Here is an 18,595-nt window from a genome sequence, read left to right as displayed (position 1 = left end):
AAGTTAGATTGATTTAAGCTTTGGCTACAGGAACCGCGCTGTTTCAACAATTTCATAAGCTTCCAATTGGTCTCCCACCTGAATATCATTATAATTTTTTAGAGACAATCCACACTCAAACCCTTCTCGAACTTCCTTGACATCGTCCTTAAAGCGCTTCAGTGAATCCAATTCACAACTGTGTATTACCAGGCCGTCTCGTAACACTCTGATTAATGAATTTCTTTTAATGATGCCTTCTGACACATAGCAACCTGCTACGATGCCAACTTTAGGAATGCGATAAATCTCACGAATTTCAACCAAACCTTGTATGCTTTCCTTACGATCCGGAGACATCATTCCAGAAAGCGCCGCTTTAATTTCATCCACCGCTTCATAAATGATGTTGTAGTAACGCACATCAACGCCGCTCGATGCGATTAACTTACGTGCACTGGCATCTGCGCGGACGTTAAAACCAATGATAACGGCCTTTGATGCCAGGGATAAGTTAACATCAGATTCAATAATAGCGCCAACACCGCTGTGAATGATATTTACTTTCACTTCATCCGTTGAAAGTTTGTGCAATGCATACGCCAATGCTTCACAGGAGCCTTGAACATCGGCTTTGATAATCAAAGCAAGAACCTTGACATCGGCTTGTTGATCAAAAACATTTTCAAGTTTCGCTGCTTGTTGTTTGGCAAATTTTACATCACGATATTTTCCTTGGCGGAATAGGGCGATTTCTCTGGCTTTGCGTTCATCATCCAGTACAAATACAAATTCACCTGCCTCAGGCACTTCGGATAATCCTTGAATCTCAACTGGTATAGATGTTCCTGCCTGTTTGATTGACTTACCAGTTTCATCATTCATGGCTCGTACCTTGCCAAATACTGCGCCAGCCAACAAAACATCTCCACGCTTTAGAGTTCCGGACTGCACCAGAATGGTTGCAACCGGACCACGACCTTTATCCAAACGGGATTCAATCACAACACCCTTGGCAGGTGTGTTGATTGGTGCTTTTAGTTCTAACACTTCAGCTTGCAGCAATATGCTTTCCAGTAAGGAATCAACACCTTGACCGGTCTTGGCTGAAACTTCCACGAACATCGTATCTCCGCCCCAATCTTCCGGAACTACAGCGTTGGCAACCAGTTCATGCCGGATTCGTTCAGCGTTCGCCTCTGGTTTATCTATTTTGTTCATTGCCACGATAATAGGAATTTTTGCTGCTTTTGCGTGATGAATTGCTTCAACCGTTTGAGGCATAACGCCATCGTCGGCAGCCACTACGAGAATGACGATATCGGTAATTTTAGTTCCGCGTGCGCGCATTGCGGTAAACGCTTCGTGCCCCGGGGTATCCAAAAAGGTAATCATGCCATGATCTGTTTCCACATGATACGCACCGATATGTTGGGTTATGCCGCCTGCTTCTCCGCCGGCGACACGGGTGCGGCGGATGTAATCCAGCAAAGACGTCTTGCCATGATCGACATGGCCCATGACAGTTACCACAGGGGCCCGTGGAACCAATTCTAATTCTACGTCGGATGTTTCACGATCTACAAGGAAATTTTCTGGATTATCCAACTCAGCATATTTTGCAATATGCCCCATCTCTTCAACAACAATCATGGCAGTATCTTGATCCAGCATTTGATTGATTGTCACCATACTGCCCATTTTCATCAGTACTTTAATGACATCAGCCGCTTTAACCGACATTTTTTGTGCAAGCGCACTCACAGAAATTGTTTCTGGCACCATGATTTCACGTACGATTGGTTCTGTCGGCGCAGAAAAGCCATGGATATTCTGATCATCTGCATGTGTTGGCTTGCTATGCTTGTCTCTACGTGTACGCCAGCCTTGGCCGGCGGAAAGATCGCCACGGGTTTTAACACCGCGTTTTTTGGTATTTTCATCTTTCCAAACAACTTGCTGCTTGGCTTGTTTCTTTTTCTTATCGGCTTTCTCTTCGGGTTTTACAACAGGCTTATGCAATGTTCCGTCAGTAGCGCCAGGTGGTAATTGCACTTCAGTTTGCTGATCAGGCTCAAGTTTCTTAGCAGCTTCCGATTGCGTGACATCCTTGGTTTCTGCAGATATTAGTGGTAGCGGTTTAGCCGGTACTGATGTTTCACCAGTAACTTCTTTGGATTCTTCCTCTTTTTTGTTTATATCATCAGTGACTTCGGTTTTTTTGCGCGCTTTCTTCTGTTTAATTTCCTCAACTTGGCGTGCAATTAGCTCTGCTTGTTTTCTTGCTTCTTCACTACGCAGTGCTAGTTGTTCTGCATCAATTACGGCTTCTCTAACGGGCGGACTGATGACATCAGGTGACTTAATTGCAACCTGAGCAGATTCTATGTTCTCAGTAGTTGGTTGTGTCAGGACACGTCTTTTTCTAACTTCCACCTGGATGGTTCGTGCTCGCCCCGTACTGTCTGATTTTCGGATTTCCGAAGTTTGACGGCGGGTTAAAGTAACTTTACTTTTAATCTCAGCGGCTCCATGAGTTTTCCTTAGATAATCAAGCAACTGAGATTTATCTTGCTCTGTTAAACTGTCTTCTGCCAACGCTTTTTTCACGCCAGCAGCTTTAAGCTGCTCCAACAAGACAGCTGGTAGCAAGCCCAGTTCATTAGCAAATTGTTCTACACTCATTTGAGCCATTTATAACCCTTCAGCATTCAAAACTACAAGCAGATTCTCATCAAAATAAATAATTACTCTATTATCATCCGATGACTTAAATCAAGTAAACCATGGTTCACGTGCTTTCATAATCAGCTGATTTGCACGTTCAATATCGATACCTGTCATTTCGACCAAGTCATCAGTAGCCAAATCAGCCAAATCAGCTTGCGTATTTATACCTTTTGATGCCAGTTCTCGAACGATATTTATATCCATTCCTTCTAATGCAAGCAAATCTTCAGCAATGTGCTCCACTTTTTCTTCTTTGGCTATGGCATCTGTTAGCAGTACGTTACGGGCTCGATTACGTATTTCATTGACAGTTTCTTCATCTAATGACTCGATCTCCAGCATCTCATTGAGAGGAACATAAGCCACTTCTTCCAAAGTAACGAAGCCTTCCTGCACAAGTATCTCAGCAATTTCTTCATCAACATCCAGTTTTTCCATGAAAAGCTGACAAATCAACGATGATTCTTGCTCATGTTTGACTTTAGATTCCTCGACCGTCATGATGTTCAGCTCCCAGCCAGTTAATTCGGAAGCTAACCGTACATTTTGTCCGCCCCGGCCAATTGCTTGCGCCAGATTGTCATTATCCACCACGATATCCATGCTGTGCTTTTCTTCATCAACCATAATGCTGCTGATTTCAGCAGGTGCCAATGCATTGATAATAAAAGTCGCAGGATCATCCGACCACAATACAATATCAACACGTTCGCCAGCCAGTTCACTAATAACCGCTTGTACTCTGGATCCACGCATGCCGACGCAGGTGCCAATAGGGTCAACGCGTTGATCATTTGATTTGACAGCAATTTTAGCACGTGATCCGGGATCTCGCGTTGCCGCTTTGATTTCCAGCAAACCTTCCTCAATCTCAGGCACTTCCAGTTCAAACAATTTCATCAGAAATTCTGGAGAAATTCGTGAAAGCTTTAACTGTGGTCCTCTGGCAGCGCGATCTACTTTATATAGATAAGCACGAACCCGATCACCTACGCGCAAGTTTTCTTTCGGTATCATCTGGTCACGTGGCAATTCGGCTTCAATTTTACCGGATTCAATAATGGCATTGCCACGTTCCATCCTTTTAATCGTGCCGTTAATTAAATAGTCCTCTCTCTCGAGAAAATCATTTAATGTTTGTTCACGTTCCGCATCCCGTATTTTCTGGAATATTACCTGCTTTGCCGCTTGGGCTCCGATACGTCCGAATTCGATAGGCTCGAGTAATTTTTCAAGATAATCGCCAACCTTAATATCTGCATCAGTTGTTAAAGCATCACTTAACGAAATTTGGCGCGCAGGATCTTCCACAGCACCATCTTCAACAACCAGCCAGCGGCGGAAAGATTGGTGATTCCCTGTTAATCGGTCAATCGAAACACGTGTTTCAATATCCTCCTGAAACCGTCTTTTTGTGGCGGATGCTAATGCAAGCTCCAGTGCTGTGAAAACAACTTCCTTTTCAACAGCTTTTTCACGTGCCAATGCATCGACCAACAGTAAAATTTCGCGGCTCATAGTCCTCCAGCCAAATCTTTATATACCTACAATTTTGGAACCAAACGGGCTTTTCCAAGGTTACTCAATTCAAGGTCTAACAATTTTCCTTCGACTTCAATTTTGATTATGCCATTATTCGTTTCCCGTAAGACTCCCACAAAATTCCTTTGTCCCTCAATAGGAACACGCAGCTTCAATTTAACCGTTTCTCCGTTATAGCGGAGAAAATCGGCTTCTTTCCGTAAAGGCCTGTTCAATCCAGGTGATGACACTTCCATGCGGCCATAATCAATGTTTTCAACTGCAAACAATCGACTCAGATGATTACTGATGGCCACACAATCATCAATATTGATACCACCTTCTTTATCTACAAATATTCTTAATAATTTGTTGTGTGCTAACCGCTCCACTTCAATCAACTCATAACCCATTCCTTGCAGAGTTGATTCTAATAATTCTTCCAGTGCCATAGCTCCGCCACAAATAAAAAATGGGCTGAAAAAGCCCATCGAATCTATCGTTGTCATTTTAACAAAAATTTATAAAATAGGAAACATAAACTTCGTTAAATGTAATACCTTAGCGATTTTATAAACTTTCTGACTGTACTCGCTCCAGGTTGTTTGCAGATTTTCCGGGCGCAAATTCTCTTTCTAAATTAAGAAGTGTAAATGACGCCTGAAGCCAATGATACAATCTTTCTCTAGTGTACTGAACAAACGAAATACCGGAGAATTTCATGTCAACCATTGAATCAATTTTAAATGAAACTCGCATTTTCCCGCCTTCTGATGAATTCGCCAGAAAAGCAAATATTCCTAGCCTCCAAGCATATCAGGCTTTGTGCGCAGAAGCGGAACTGGATTATCAAAGTTTCTGGGCAAAACAAGCTAATGAGCAGATTCTCTGGCATAAACCTTTTACGCAAATACTGGACGATAAGACTCCGCCATTCTATCGTTGGTTCAACGATGGTGAATTAAATGTTTCGTATAATTGCCTGGATCGGCATCTGGCAACACAAGCGGATAAGGTTGCTATTATCTTTGAATCCGATGACGGTGAGGTTATTCAGTCGACTTATCGTGATCTCCATCAGCGTGTTTGCCAGCTTGCCAATGCGCTGAAATCGCGCAATATTCAAAAAGGCGATCGTGTCATTATTTATATGCCGATGCGTATTGAAGCTGTTGTTGCCATGCAAGCCTGTGCGCGCATTGGTGCAATTCATTCGGTGGTATTTGGCGGTTTTTCAGCTAAAAGTTTGCATGAGCGTATCGTAGATGCGGGTGCTGTAGCAATCATTACGGCAGATGAGCAAGTGCGCGGCGGTAAACACAATCCGCTCAAGATGACTGTTGATGAAGCTTTGAATATGGGTGACACAATATCGGTAAAACTGGTTGTGGTTTATCAGCATACTGGTACCAAAATTCCCTTTAATCCAGCACGTGATGTCTGGTGGCACGAAATCACGCAAGGTGTTAGTGTCCTTTGCGAACCGGAATGGGTCAATGCAGAACATCCGCTCTTTACATTGTATACCTCGGGATCAACGGGTAAACCCAAGGGAGTTCAGCATTCCAGCGCAGGTTATTTACTCGGAGCCAAACTGAGTATGCAATGGATTTTTGATTACAAGCCATCCGATATATTCTGGTGTACTGCGGATGTTGGTTGGATTACCGGCCATAGCTACGTCACCTACGGGCCTCTGGCCATGGGTGCTACGCAGGTGATTTTTGAAGGAGTTCCTACTTATCCGCACGCCGGTCGTTTCTGGGAGATCATCCAGAAACATCGCGTCACCACGTTTTATACCGCACCGACTGCAATTCGTTCGTTGATCAAACTGGGAGCGGATTTGCCCGCGCAATTTGACTTATCCTCATTACGGCTATTAGGTTCGGTAGGCGAACCCATAAATCCTGAAGCTTGGATGTGGTTCTATGAAAAAATAGGCCAGTCACGCTGCCCCATAGTGGATACCTGGTGGCAGACAGAAACCGGTTGCCATATGATCGCACCCACGCCGGGGGCGATTGCGCTGAAGCCCGGTTCCTGTACTTTCCCATTGCCGGGAATTTTTGCAGCTATCGTCGATGAAGCAGGTCATGATGTAGAAAATGGCAAGGGCGGTTTCTTGGTGATTAAAAAACCTTTCCCTTCACAAATCCGTACACTCTGGGGTGACCCAGAGCGCTTCAAGAAAACTTATTTCCCGGAAGATCTAGGTCATGGAAAATTTTATCTGGCCGGAGACTCGGCATATCGTGACATGGATGGTTATTTCTGGATTATGGGTCGTATTGATGATGTTTTGAATGTTTCCGGTCACCGTCTAGGAACAATGGAAATTGAATCTGCTTTGGTTGCCAATCCTCTGGTTGCAGAAGCTGCTGTTGTTGGCAAACCGCATGAAATAAAGGGCGAATCCGTGATCGCATTTGTTGTGCTAAAGGGGAAATACCCGCATGGCGAAGAAATTGCTCAAATCACTAATACTTTGCGTGACTGGGTGGCGCAGGAGATTGGCCCGATTGCCAAACCGGATGAAATCCGCTTTGGAGAAAATCTGCCCAAGACGCGATCCGGTAAAATTATGCGCCGATTATTACGTGCACTCGCCAAAGGTGAGGAAATAACCCAGGATATTTCTACTCTGGAAAATCCAGCCATCCTTGAACAATTAAAACAACCCTCCAAATAACTGAATAGCAACTCTCGTGTTGGAAGCTTGCGTACAAACCCGGAATAATATGTCATTACCACTTGTAATAGATTATGAACACGGCATCAGTTCCATCGATGCACAATTTCACCGTCCCCGGCGGGCAGCTATTCATCTCATCGTTGAAAAAGGTGCAGCCGCACTGGTTGATACCGGCACGTCCTTTTCCATTCCTGGTGTCATCGAATCACTTAAGCAAAAGAATATTGCCATTGAAGACGTTGCTTATATCATATTGACGCATATTCATCTTGATCATGCCGGCGGCGCCAGTGAATGTATGCGTTTCTTCCCTAATGCCAAATTGGTTGTTCATCCGCGTGGTGCAAGTCATATGGCTAATCCCGCGCGGCTGGTCGCTGGTGCAATGGGCGTCTATGGGGAAACGGAATTTAGGCGCGTGTATGGTGAGATTTGTCCGATTGATGCGAACCGGATTATTGAAGCGCCCGATGAAAGCCGAATCGATCTCAATGGCCGCTCATTGCTCTTTCTCGACACGCCTGGCCATGCACGCCATCATAATTGTATTTATGATGAACGCAGCCAGTCTTTTTTTACGGGTGATACGTTCGGTGTTTCGTACCGGGAATTCGATGTCAATGGATTGGAATTCGTATTTCCGACCACCTCACCGGTGCAATTTGATCCGGTAGCAGCGCATGCTTCAATCGATCGCGTCATGGGCTATCAACCGCGCTATGCTTATTTGACACACTATAGTCAGATAGCTAACTTAGCACACCATGCAGAATCGATGCATTACTTGATTGACGCGCATGTGGAAATCGCTCAGGCTGCAAAACATGATGAAACGAATCGACAAGCGGTTATTTCAAATGCTTTGAGTAAGTTATTGTTACAAAGATTATCAGAACATGGCTGTCGATTACCGCGAGCAGAAATTGATGAGCTCCTGAGCTCGGATATCCGGCTGAATACACAAGGATTGATTCATTGGCTAGATCATCCGGCAGAGCGATTCAAACGTCTATAGCGCTTAAGCGTGTTACCACTTTTGTAAAAAATAGCTTTCTGCAATTCTTAAATAATAAACGGGGTTAATGCGATTGAAATATTCGCATTAACCCCGTTCAGACTAGAAATTTTATACAGTAACTTTGTTTGCCGGATAATGTTTTCTGGTTTTTGATGAACTGTATATCATAGCAAATACCAAATAACCTACATACAGTATCGATCCAAGAATAATATCTAAAGTAACCTGTTCGATTACAGTTTCTGGCGATTCAAACAAAGATAAAACGCCAAAGAATGTGCCGCTAATAGCTAAAACTGACAGAATGAAAATATAACTTTTTTTCATGAGAATCTCCTTCACTCATATGAGATAAAATCACTATTGGGTTAGTGTGATTGAAGTATTCGCATTAACCCAGTTCAGGCTAGAAAATTTTATACAGTAACTTTTTTTACCGAGTAGTGTTTTCTGGTTTTTGCTCCGCCATGTGCCATGGCAATCACCAAGTAGTTCACATAAAGTATCGTTCCGAGAATAATATCTGAAATTACCCATTCCATTGTGGTTTCAGGCAATTCATACAAGGATAGAACGCCGAAAAAAGTAGCGCTAATGATTAATACTGACAGAACAAAAATATTACTTGTTTTCATGAGAATCTCCTTGATTAAAATTTATAAAAGCTATTTAAAATAACTTTGTGATCTTATGATACGTTACTTCACAAAAAGTTCACACATATTTCACATTTAATTCACATTATTGTTGTTGAAAAGATAAAGTATTTCTTTCTTATTGAAAAATAAAGGAATTATTTATCTGAGAAATAAGTAAAAATCGAGGAAAAAAATTCAATTCATTTATTTGCGCTAAAATAAATAGTACTTACACTTTGGAGATTTAGCCGGATGAATACGTTGTTTACACCGTTAAAACTGGGTGCATTGCATGTGCCAAATCGTATTTTTATGGCACCATTGACGCGCTGCCGGGCAGGGGATGAGCATATTCCGAATGCTTTGATGGCGGAATATTACGCGCAGCGAGCCAGTGCCGGTTTGATCATTGCCGAAGCAACGATGGCAATCGAGGGCAATTCGGCTTTCTGGAAGGAGCCGGGCATTTACTCGGCGGAGCAGATTAGCGGCTGGCAGTTAGTCACTAAGGCAGTACATGCCGCCGGTGGCAGAACTTCTTACAAATTTGGCATGGCGGCAGAGCTTGTCATCCGTTGCTTAATCGCGGCGCGCAGCCGGTCGCGCCCAGTGCCATTGCGATTGCCGATGAAGTGCGCACGCCGGAAGGAAAGAAACCTTACGTCGTGCCGCGTGAGCTGCGGGACGATGAGTTATCCGGCGTTGTGGGCGGATTTAAAAGAGCCGCGCAAAACGCCAAAAGTGCAGGCTTTGATGGTATTGAGATCCACGGCGCGAACGGTTATCTGTTGGATGAGTTTCTGCGCGATGGCGCGAACAAACGCACCGGTCCTTACGGCGGCTCGCTCGAGAATCGTGCGCGCTTGACACTGCAAGTACTCGAAGCGGTCAGCTCCGTATTGGGCAGCGACCGCGTTGGCTTACGCATTTCACCGCTGAGCAGTTACAACAGTATGATCGATAGCGATCCGGCCGGATTGTCCGCTTGGCTTGCCACCCGGCTCAACGATTATGATCTTGCTTATCTGCACGTGATACGTGGCGATATTTACCAGCAACAAAGCGGCGATGTGATGACGCCGATTCGCCAGCATTATAAAGGTGTGCTGATCGGCAATATGGGTTACACCGGCGAGGAAGCAGGCAAGGATGTCGCCGCAGGAAAAATTGATGCGGTGGCTTTTGGTACCAGCTTTTTGGCAAACCCCGATTTGCCGGTGCGGATCAAAATGGGCGTAGCGCTCAATCAACCCAATCCGGCTACGTTTTATACCTGGGGCGCAGAAGGATATACTGACTACCCGGCATTAACAACTTTATGAGTACATAGAAATGCGTTTGCTATCCATTATCTCTTTCAGCATTCTGCTCAGCGGGTGCTTATCGATTCCGCAGAATGTCAAACCGGTTGATGGGTTTGAGCTCAACAAGTATCTGGGAAAATGGTATGAAATCGCCCGGCTCGATCATTCGTTTGAACGCGGGCTCGACAACGTGACGGCGGAATACTTTCTACGCGACGATGGCGGTGTCAAAGTCATCAACAAAGGCTTCTCGGCGACGGAAAACAAGTGGAAAGAAGCCGAAGGCAAAGCTTATTTTGTCAGAAACCCGCAGCAAGGCTATCTGAAAGTTTCTTTCTTCGGCCCGTTTTATGGCGCGTATGTTGTGTTCGAATTGGACAAGGAAGCCTACCAATACACCTTCGTGACCAGCTACGACAAATCGTACTTGTGGCTGCTGGCAAGAACCCCAACGGTCAGCGATGCATTGCTTGACCAGTTTGTGCAGAGAGCCGCAGAGCTGGGTTTTGAAACAGACAAACTGATATTTCCAAAACAGAATTAGATCCGATTATGTAATTATTATGTTGACCGGATAAAACGCGATGCAACAGTTACTGATTACACTAGGAATTTTACTGCTCGTGCTGGGCCTGCTGTGGCCCTGGTTGTCGCAATTGCCCCTAGGCCGCTTGCCCGGTGATATCCATATCGAACGCGAAAATTTCAGCTTTCATTTTCCACTGATGACCGGTTTGCTGATCTCTGTCGTGCTGTCGCTGATATTGTGGTGGATGCGTAAATGAGCATTACTCAATGCGATTGGCAGTTTTCTTTAAAACCTCGATTATTTGCGGCAGCATGTCAACTTGCGTGACCCAAGAAATACTTAATTAACACTGTTGCTGCTATCAGTATGTTCTATCATTTTTCAAAAAATTACTCCCGAATAATAAACTGAAATCCAATGCACGATTTAATTGGCATGGGAATCGAGAGGGGGCATATATAGCGCAAATGCTGGCGTTCGTGCGTAGCGACCAATTAGAGAACCCTAATATTTTTTTGGCTGACATAAGAATTTGCTCCTAATTTCGTAACTTTCTGGATTTCTTTGAGCAGTGTAGGAAAATGTTCAAGAGAGCAAATAATTGTTTGCGAAAAAAATTCAAACAACTTCCTCCCGGGTGGATCAGATAATGCAGCACAACGCTTTGAAGGGAGGAGGAATTCATATTCGCCTTTGGCTGCGCGCTCTGCATCGAGTACTTTAACCCACTCATCATGAACAAGCATCGAGAGCGATTTGCACTCCATCTGTCTATGGCGCTCGAAGTCAGGAGTTAAGTCGGAGTGCACTACAACCCATGGCTTAGGCTTTGAGAAATCATCTAGGGAGTCGGCTTTTTCGACCATTCTGATAGATGTTCCGGGGTTGGCGACCAATATTCTGGAGGTTGTTAGAAGAATCGGGCAGAAGAAAAATGGGTTGTTTTCATTTTCTGGGTGTTTAATTTCAAAGCCTACACGATCCGTTATTAAGCGAGGCAAACCATACTGCAATTGCATCAAGCCATGTTTGATTTCTGAATCATAAACATTTCCATTTGATGTATCGATCTCTACCCCTTTCATACAGAACGTAGCGGCTTCATCGAATGATGTTGTGCAATTTGCTGGAAAGAACTTCCATGAAAAGTCATCTATTGCCCGAATAGTGTGCCCGAGGGTGAACGGTGACATCTCCCCTTCGTTTGTATCCTCGAAGAATAACCATATGTTGTTGTAATGCCTGTATTTGCACTCAACAAGCAACTCAGTTACGGCCAAAATGTTATCAATATCGCTTGTGATGTATTGGGTGGCAAGGAGATCAATTGAAAAATCCTTGAGAACTCCGGCATCATTTCTCGAGTATGAAAACTCGGAATCAACGGAAAATCCATTCGAAACCAGCAGCTGAGCCACTTCGTATTCCATAGGGACACTTGACGAAAGAAGCTTTGATTTCCATTTATTGGATTCTGTCATTTGATTTGAGTGGTTGAAAGCATTACAACTAAGAATATCTGATTAGAATTAGAGATCCGAAATGACACAATTGAATCCGCGACATTAAAAACAAAATACCGCATGTTGTTTCCATCTATTGTATGAAAAATTGTCAATTTAGCTTTTAATATAGCAAGCTTTTTAAATCCGTGCCTCTTTCATTCATTATCGAATCGCACCATCCACTCCCTTCGTCAATTGATGGATTACTTTTCCATCGCTGCCCTGTAACATCACCTGCAACGGCATTTTACCCAGTGCATGCGTCGCGCACGACAGGCAAGGGTCGTATGCGCGCACGGCGACTTCAAGGTGGTTTAGTAGCGCTTCGGTGATTTCCTGTCCGTCGAGGTATTGATTCGCGACGGCGCGCACCGATTCGTTCATGGCCTGGTTGTTGCTGGTGGTCGATACGATCAGGTTGGCTTTGGTAACCAGTCCTTCTTCATTGACCTGATAATGATGAAACAGCGTGCCGCGCGGGGCTTCGATGACGCCGAAGCCTTCTAGCTGGCGTTCGCCTTTTTCGGTCATTAATTCGGTGCCGGTGATGTCTGCATCATCCAACAATGCGTGAATCGATTCGGCACAGTGCAAGGCCTCGATCATGCGCGTCCAGTGATACGCGAGCGTGTCGTGCACCAATCCGCCTTGACCGAATGCCTTAAAGCGCTGACGCGCCGCTTCGGCGAGCGGTGTTGAGATGCGGTCGCAGTTGTTGATGCGCGCGAGCGGGCCGACGCGGTACCAGCCTTGCTCGATTCCCAACGCGGATAAATACGGAAACTTCATGTAACTCCACGGACGCACTTCTTCCTGCAGAATCTGCCGGTAATCGCAGTAATCGAACTGATCGAAAATTGGATTGCCGCCGGCATAACGCGCGCGCAATCCGCCGTGGTAGAACTCCAGTTCGCCGTTGCTTCCGGTCATGCTGAGGTAATGGCTGTGCAGCGTGCCGAAATCGCGGTGCTCCGGGTGTGCGGTGTGGATTTGCTCATTCAGTGCCAGTGCTTCCTGGCTCCATTGCAAGATATTATCGATGTCGGCGAGCAGCGCGTCGCGCTCAGAAATTGTTAGCGCTTTGTTCATGCCGCCGGGCACGGTGCCGGTGCCGTGAATGCGTTTGCCGGTGATTGCTTCGATGATTTGCTGGCCGTATTTGCGCAACTTGACGCCTTTCAGCGCGATTTCCGGATATTGTTCCAGCACCCCGGCGATGTTGCGTTGCCGCGGATCGCTGCCGAAGCCGAACAGGAAGTCCGGGGAAGAAAGATGGAAAAAATGCAACGCGTGCGATTGCAGGATCTGGCCGAAATGCAGCAAGCGGCGCAATTTGGTTGCCGTTGGCGTGAGTTGCCGCACGCCGACGATTTGATCGACTGCTTTCGCTGCCGCCAATTGATGACTGACCGGGCAAATGCCGCACAGGCGTTGCACGAAGAACGGTACTTCCCAATACGGGCGGCCCTGGATAAATTTCTCAAAGCCGCGAAATTCGACGATATGCAACCGCGCTTCGGCGATGTGATTGTTGTCGTCCAGCAGCAGTGTGATTTTGCCGTGTCCTTCGACACGCGTGACCGGGTCGATGGCGATGCGCCGGGTGGCGGGTGATGAGGCGGGTTTATCCGGTTCCATAGCGCTTAATCGTAATGCAACTGGGATTTTGCAATAACCGGTTTTTGTCCGGTCAATAACGGTTGCAGCAATTGCAGAAAAGCATCGGCGGATGGCGGGCAGCCGGGCAGAAAATAATCGATGTGCACGACTTCGCTGACCGGATATACCTTGTCCAGCAGCAGCGGTAATTCAATATCATCGGGAATTTGCGGGTTGGTGATGCCGCTACCTGTGAGATACACTTCCTGCAAGCACTCCTGCAAATCAAAATAATTGCGCATTGCAGGCACGCCGCCATTGATCGCGCAAGCGCCGACGGCTACCAGCGTTTTGCAATTGGCACGAAATTCGCGCAGCACATGCACGTTCTCCGCGTTGCACACACCACCCTCGATCAAACCAATGTCGCACGGGCCGCAGTGCTTGATGTCGGTGAACGGCGAGCGGTCAAATTCCACGCGTTCGAGCAAACCGGCCAAGCGCTCATCCATATCCAAAAAAGACATGTGGCAGCCGAAGCAGCCGGCGAGCGACGTAGTGGCGATTTTGATTTTGCGCTTTATCATCATTCTTCTTCGCGACAGATAGTGTTCATCCAGCATGCCCAAATAATAGCACGGCATCAATCAGTTCAGTCTTGTACATGGGGGGCGCCGCTCTTGGTGGTTTAACCTAAATTCCTCAGTTGAAGTCACTTAAATCGGAGCTATAGTCAAATCTGGTGTATAGAGAATCAAGCGGCATTCTGTTTTTGATCCTCTGCTTGTTTAATACCGTTAACAAATTTAACGCCATTGATTACATCTGCTAACAGATTATACCCTCTTAAGCGGAACCATTTTTTCTGTGCGGTTTCCATGAGTTTGAATGCCATCGTCAGTGTTGTTATACGGCTTCCACAATTTTTCGTTTTGGCAGTTCTTAGTCTGACAGTAGCAAATACAGACTCAATTGGGTTGGTGGTTCTGATGTGCTGCCAGTTCTCGGCAGGATAATCATAGAAAGCCAACATGGAATCTTTGTCCTTGGCCAAGCAATCCATCGCGCCTGGATATTTTGGGCTGAATCGTTCAATACAATCATCAAATGCTTTGTAAGCCTCTTCCCGAGTTTCCGCTTGCCAAATATCATGCAAGGCTTCTTTGACTTTGGGTTGCATGGCTTTGGGTAGTTTCTCCAATACATTGGCGGTCTTATGCACCCAGCAGCGCTGCTGATCGGTTTCTGGCCAGAGCTTGGTGACAGCTTTCCAGAATCCCAGAGCGCCATCACCGACAGCCAATTTAGGTGCGTTCTTGAGTTCTCGCTGCTTTAAATCCGTTAATACTTCCTCCCAACTCGCGGCCGATTCACGGTAGCCGTCAGACAATGCCAGCAATTCTTTGCGCTCCGTTTCATCGGAACCGATAATAGGGACTGAAGTAAAAATCATGTGAAGGGATTGTAATTGGCTTCTGAGCAATCCAAAATTGAAATTCGTCAATGAATCAAAATAAATACTGGAGATGAAATTATGAATAATGATCACGAAACAAAAGAATGGCCTGAAAAATTAATTCTCTCTTCAAGAGATAGATATACCAAGAAACATGGCGGTGTAATATGGAAAATATCGACAGTTGATTTTATTGAAGATCGCATATGCCTAGTATCACTTAATAATGAGGAGCATAAACAAACCGAAATTTGGACTGGAACTGGTCATGAGTTTTTAGAAAAGTTTACCAAGATCGAATGGCATGAATAAAAATAATCAACGGGTCCCTCTACAGGCATGCGCGGCCAGGGTAATTAACACCTCGTGAATTTTTTAGCTATTGATTTTTTAAACTTGGTTCCTGGTTTCAAGTTTCTAAACAACTACTAATAAGAGGCAATATTTTATGAAAACAATTGATTTAGCAGCAGGTTTAGGTATATCGACACAAATGACTAACAGACTGATTAAACAAGGAATGCCTAGAGACTTGGACAAAGCTATTGCATGGCGTAAAAGTCATTTACAACCGTTTCGCACGAAATCCACAAGGATCGGCGGCAATAGCGGGAAACCATATCAATCAGCGCAGATTAACAAAAGTGCAATTGCATCAGATGAAGTTTACTGCGCCGAAGAAATCTCTGGCGTTACAAAGGCTTTAAGGAAAATTGTCCCTAACTTGTGGTTTTCTCAGATTGGCTGGTTAGCTACAGCGCTAAGAGAGCAAGGCGTCAAAGTTACCCCAGAGCAATTGATTGGAGCTCAAAGCATACTGTTTTTGATTTACATGGAAACGGCTGATGATCTTCTTAAATCGGAGAACCCGTACACAGTTCCAGCAAGCTTAATGGCGAAACCGGGTGACGAAATTTACCCTTCATTGATTGCATCGCTGAATCAATTATTAAGCGAGGATAACGCAGCAGAATGACGTCTGGTCAATTAATCTTTCTTAGGAAACTACCTTCAGACCAACTTAAAACACTACAAATTGATGTAAACAATTATTGATTTTTTATATCATTTTATTTTGAATAAGCTCAAGACTAATCCTGTGGCGCATTTACGCTACTTGAATTTAGCACGCAACACAGACCGCACAATTACCGCTAGATAACCCCTAGCAGAACACAAACCAGACTCATCTTAATGACGGGTCTGTTTTGCCTATTAAATGTTGGATACCGCACAGAACTTATCCTTAAGTAGAAATAAAATGCAATTTCACACTCATAACGAAACTGTGAATACCGCATGGCGAAGTGCATTTCCAGTGCATAGTCGGATTCCCTAAATAAAGTAGATCTTCCACCCAGTGCGTTTTCCCCTCACTTCTCTCACGAACGCATTGGGTTTTTCTCTGTAAGTTATTACATCGCTTTAATCGTGCATTCTCTCTCTTATATTGAGGAACATAGAAATGTTCTGTACCGCACAGATAAGTTTGAGGAGAATGGATATTATTACATTGTTTTATAGATAATTGATTAAACGATTTTAAATTAAGGAGCACATTAAAAATGAAACCATCTAATTTATTAATGATACTGGCAATAGGTTTGTTTTTTTCAACTGCACATGCAGCCGAAACATTGCCCGAAAAGAGTGAAGCGGTTTCAAAAGATATAAAACGTGAAGCTAACAAAGCAGTTGACCGTATAGAGGAAGGAACATGTACGGACACTGATGTTGAATGCACGAAGAAAAAGCTTGAAAATAGAGGCAAAGAAGGAACAGATTTAATTAAAGACAAATCTTCAGAAATGAAAAACAAAATAGATTAATTCAAATTTTAATAACAAAAACCCGTCCATGAGGCGGGTTTTTTATTGTTTAATGTTGATTTATCGCGGTGACATAATGGTGACATTTTTCAGAAAATAAAAAAGCACATCAAGATTATTAGTCTTTAAGTGCTTGTTTTTATTGGTGGCCAAGGGCGGAATCGAACCACCGACACAAGGATTTTCAGTCCTCTGCTCTACCGACTGAGCTACTTGGCCATTTGAGATACGACTAGACAAAAAAACGGATAAGCTCGTTTATTGAATTGTAAAAATATTATTCGATGAATTGGCGCGCCCGGCAGGATTCGAACCCACGACCCCTTGGTTCGTAGCCAAGTACTCTATCCAACTGAGCTACGGGCGCTAAGTACAATCTAATTACTTCCAGCTATTTTATCAACCGGGAGATTATATCAGATTGAAGCAATTACGGGATTCGAACTTTTGCTTTTGTTACTGTATTCGATGCCTTCAAACTGTAATCGACTGAGCCGATTGTTTCTCTACAAATAATCACAATTTCTTTTTGCGGGGGCGATAATGGTGTATTTGGTGGATCTTGTCAAGATTTAACTGCATGAATGCCAGGGCAATCGGGCTTAAATTACTCCAATAATGCGGAGCAAATAATCATTATTCCAACCGGCCTTTAATCGTTTTATTTTTACACCGACTTTTGATATTTTTTCTTTATTTATCAGGTTTAAAGCAATATGTCTGATAGTGGCAAGATTGGCTGCACTATGGCCTTTGCGTGTCCGGTTGCTATCTTCATCAAAAGCAATATCAAGCACCCAATGTAAATTGTTCTCGATAGCCCAATGAGCGCGAACAGCATGTTCCAGTTTAGCCGGATTATTGGCGCTCAGACTACTGATGAAATAACGCGTTTCCCCGGTGATTCTATTTTCTGATTCTCTTGTTGCTGTAACCGCAATGATACTTTGTAGTCCTGCCCAAGCATGACGTTCTTTTAACCATGCGATCTCATCTGTCACACAGATAGTACGTGTTTCAATGCGTCCATGATCCCCATCAACAGTCACCATGGCGGCTTCAGGCGATAACTGCGAGGTAAAATACGTGGCAACATCTTCATGTAAGTTACCCTGGTTGCCCTTCAGGCTCAAGACATAATCGCCACCTTGTTGAATAATCTGCTGAGCAATTCTTTTCTGGCAACCCATGGCATCAACTGTAATCACACTTCCTGCAATATTCAGTCGCGATAACAGCTTGGGAATGGCCGTAATTTCATTGGATTTATTGTCCACTTTAACCTGACCCAAGACCAGGCTATTGTGCTGCGCCCATGCACTGACCATATGGATAGCTGCCTTTCTTGAAGCCTTATCAATGCTACGCCTTAAGCATTTACCATCAATTGCAATGACTTCTCCTTCAGTCAGACTGGCTAAGTCAGACACCCAGTTGGAAAAACACTCGCCAAACTGTTCATTGTCTATCGCTGCAAAAACATCTCCAAAGGTATCATGCGCGGGTATCCCATGCTGCAAACCAAGCAATTTAGTGAACCAGTCTATCTTGGCTTTGCCAAATTCTTCAATAGCCACCCAATTGTCCGCCCCACAGATAACAGCGCATAAGGCGATAAAAAATATATCCTGTAACTGGTGTTTCTTTTGCCTGTCTACTCTCGGGTCTTCAATGCTTGAAAAGTGATGGATAATTGACGCTATCGGTTTCTCTATCATTTGAAATCAAAATGATAAGGCTAATACCTCATCTTGTTTCTGTTTTCAAGCCTCTTTTAGCCCGATTGCCCTGG

17 protein-coding genes, 2 tRNA genes and 2 pseudogenes are annotated in these 18,595 nt (G+C 44.5%); 9 read left to right on the top strand and 12 right to left on the bottom strand.

From position 1 onward, the window contains the following. Positions 1–24: 24 nt before the first annotated feature. The 3 genes from infB to rimP all read right to left on the bottom strand — a co-directional run bounded on the left by infB (position 25) and on the right by rimP (position 4,682). A complete protein-coding gene (gene infB / locus NIT79A3_RS10255; protein WP_013966125.1) occupies positions 25–2,673 on the bottom strand; it encodes a translation initiation factor IF-2 in 2,649 nt (882 codons plus the stop codon). A gap of 81 nt (positions 2,674–2,754) precedes the next feature. Beyond that, positions 2,755–4,227 carry a transcription termination factor NusA gene (nusA, locus tag NIT79A3_RS10250; RefSeq protein WP_013966124.1) on the bottom strand — a complete coding sequence of 491 codons (1,473 nt, stop codon included), beginning with the start codon at positions 4,225–4,227 and terminating at the stop codon, positions 2,755–2,757. 26 nt (positions 4,228–4,253) lie between these two features. Further along, on the bottom strand, positions 4,254–4,682 hold the full coding sequence (gene rimP, locus NIT79A3_RS10245) for a ribosome maturation factor RimP (RefSeq protein ID WP_041360309.1): 429 nt from the start codon (positions 4,680–4,682) through the stop codon (positions 4,254–4,256). A 269-nt stretch (positions 4,683–4,951) separates the two neighbouring features. Here rimP and acs point away from each other — a divergent pair, with 269 nt between their 5' ends. Further along, positions 4,952–6,922 carry an acetate--CoA ligase gene (gene acs / locus NIT79A3_RS10240; protein WP_013966122.1) on the top strand — a complete coding sequence of 657 codons (1,971 nt, stop codon included), beginning with the start codon at positions 4,952–4,954 and terminating at the stop codon, positions 6,920–6,922. Positions 6,923–6,971: 49 nt separating this feature from the next. Next, a complete protein-coding gene (locus NIT79A3_RS10235) occupies positions 6,972–7,940 on the top strand; it encodes an MBL fold metallo-hydrolase (protein ID WP_013966121.1) in 969 nt (322 codons plus the stop codon). A gap of 111 nt (positions 7,941–8,051) precedes the next feature. On the opposite strand, the gene NIT79A3_RS10230 is transcribed toward NIT79A3_RS10235, so the two are convergent. Together NIT79A3_RS10230 and NIT79A3_RS10225 are read right to left on the bottom strand one after the other, a co-directional pair. Further along, positions 8,052–8,270 (bottom strand): hypothetical protein, encoded by a 219-nt coding sequence (locus tag NIT79A3_RS10230; protein ID WP_013966120.1) that lies wholly within the window; start codon positions 8,268–8,270, stop codon positions 8,052–8,054. A gap of 89 nt (positions 8,271–8,359) precedes the next feature. Then, complete coding sequence (locus NIT79A3_RS10225; RefSeq protein WP_013966119.1) at positions 8,360–8,578, bottom strand: hypothetical protein; 219 nt, start codon at positions 8,576–8,578, stop codon at positions 8,360–8,362. Between the two features lie 255 nt (positions 8,579–8,833). On the opposite strand from NIT79A3_RS10225, the pseudogene NIT79A3_RS19515 reads away from it, so the two are divergent. The 4 genes and pseudogenes from NIT79A3_RS19515 to NIT79A3_RS10210 form a co-directional block, all read left to right on the top strand. Then, positions 8,834–9,055: pseudogene (locus tag NIT79A3_RS19515) on the top strand (alkene reductase); the annotation flags it as partial. Positions 9,056–9,156: 101 nt separating this feature from the next. Beyond that, the gene (locus NIT79A3_RS10220; protein WP_348225601.1) at positions 9,157–9,903 is read left to right on the top strand and encodes a hypothetical protein; all 747 of its coding nucleotides are present in this window, start codon (positions 9,157–9,159) and stop codon (positions 9,901–9,903) included. A gap of 10 nt (positions 9,904–9,913) precedes the next feature. Next, a complete protein-coding gene (locus NIT79A3_RS10215; protein WP_013966118.1) occupies positions 9,914–10,429 on the top strand; it encodes a lipocalin family protein in 516 nt (171 codons plus the stop codon). Positions 10,430–10,469: 40 nt separating this feature from the next. Continuing rightward, positions 10,470–10,670, top strand: coding sequence for a DUF2905 domain-containing protein (locus tag NIT79A3_RS10210; RefSeq protein WP_013966117.1), 201 nt, complete (start codon positions 10,470–10,472; stop codon positions 10,668–10,670). Positions 10,671–10,908: 238 nt separating this feature from the next. Here the strand turns inward: NIT79A3_RS10210 and NIT79A3_RS10205 are convergent, their stop codons facing one another. From NIT79A3_RS10205 to NIT79A3_RS10190, 4 genes and pseudogenes are all read right to left on the bottom strand, one after another. Continuing rightward, entirely contained in the window at positions 10,909–11,832 is a 924-nt protein-coding gene (locus tag NIT79A3_RS10205; protein WP_156797065.1) for a hypothetical protein, read from the bottom strand. A gap of 249 nt (positions 11,833–12,081) precedes the next feature. Next, a complete protein-coding gene (locus NIT79A3_RS10200) occupies positions 12,082–13,557 on the bottom strand; it encodes a Ni/Fe hydrogenase subunit alpha (protein ID WP_013966114.1) in 1,476 nt (491 codons plus the stop codon). 5 nt (positions 13,558–13,562) lie between these two features. Further along, a complete protein-coding gene (locus NIT79A3_RS10195; RefSeq protein WP_348225770.1) occupies positions 13,563–14,108 on the bottom strand; it encodes an NADP oxidoreductase in 546 nt (181 codons plus the stop codon). Between the two features lie 164 nt (positions 14,109–14,272). Further along, positions 14,273–14,950, bottom strand: a pseudogene (locus NIT79A3_RS10190) (IS256 family transposase); the annotation flags it as partial. Between the two features lie 102 nt (positions 14,951–15,052). Between NIT79A3_RS10190 and NIT79A3_RS10185 the strand changes: the two are divergent. The 3 genes from NIT79A3_RS10185 to NIT79A3_RS10175 all read left to right on the top strand — a co-directional run bounded on the left by NIT79A3_RS10185 (position 15,053) and on the right by NIT79A3_RS10175 (position 16,803). Beyond that, positions 15,053–15,286, top strand: coding sequence for a hypothetical protein (locus NIT79A3_RS10185; RefSeq protein WP_013966112.1), 234 nt, complete (start codon positions 15,053–15,055; stop codon positions 15,284–15,286). A 136-nt stretch (positions 15,287–15,422) separates the two neighbouring features. Further along, complete coding sequence (locus NIT79A3_RS10180; RefSeq protein ID WP_013966111.1) at positions 15,423–15,950, top strand: hypothetical protein; 528 nt, start codon at positions 15,423–15,425, stop codon at positions 15,948–15,950. A gap of 589 nt (positions 15,951–16,539) precedes the next feature. Beyond that, a complete protein-coding gene (locus tag NIT79A3_RS10175) occupies positions 16,540–16,803 on the top strand; it encodes a hypothetical protein (RefSeq protein WP_013966110.1) in 264 nt (87 codons plus the stop codon). Between the two features lie 143 nt (positions 16,804–16,946). Here the strand turns inward: NIT79A3_RS10175 and NIT79A3_RS10170 are convergent. The 3 genes from NIT79A3_RS10170 to NIT79A3_RS10160 all read right to left on the bottom strand — a co-directional run bounded on the left by NIT79A3_RS10170 (position 16,947) and on the right by NIT79A3_RS10160 (position 18,521). Next, a tRNA-Phe gene (locus tag NIT79A3_RS10170) sits at positions 16,947–17,022 on the bottom strand. A 71-nt stretch (positions 17,023–17,093) separates the two neighbouring features. Beyond that, a tRNA-Arg gene (locus tag NIT79A3_RS10165) sits at positions 17,094–17,170 on the bottom strand. A 235-nt stretch (positions 17,171–17,405) separates the two neighbouring features. Continuing rightward, positions 17,406–18,521 carry an ISAs1 family transposase gene (locus NIT79A3_RS10160; protein ID WP_013964816.1) on the bottom strand — a complete coding sequence of 372 codons (1,116 nt, stop codon included), beginning with the start codon at positions 18,519–18,521 and terminating at the stop codon, positions 17,406–17,408. Positions 18,522–18,595 lie beyond the last annotated feature (74 nt).

It is taken from the genome of Nitrosomonas sp. Is79A3 (assembly GCF_000219585.1).
In the GTDB taxonomy this organism is placed as follows: Bacteria; Pseudomonadota; Gammaproteobacteria; order Burkholderiales; family Nitrosomonadaceae; genus Nitrosomonas.
Note: the sequence above shows the minus strand (reverse complement) of the source record. Positions and strands in the feature narration are given on the sequence as shown.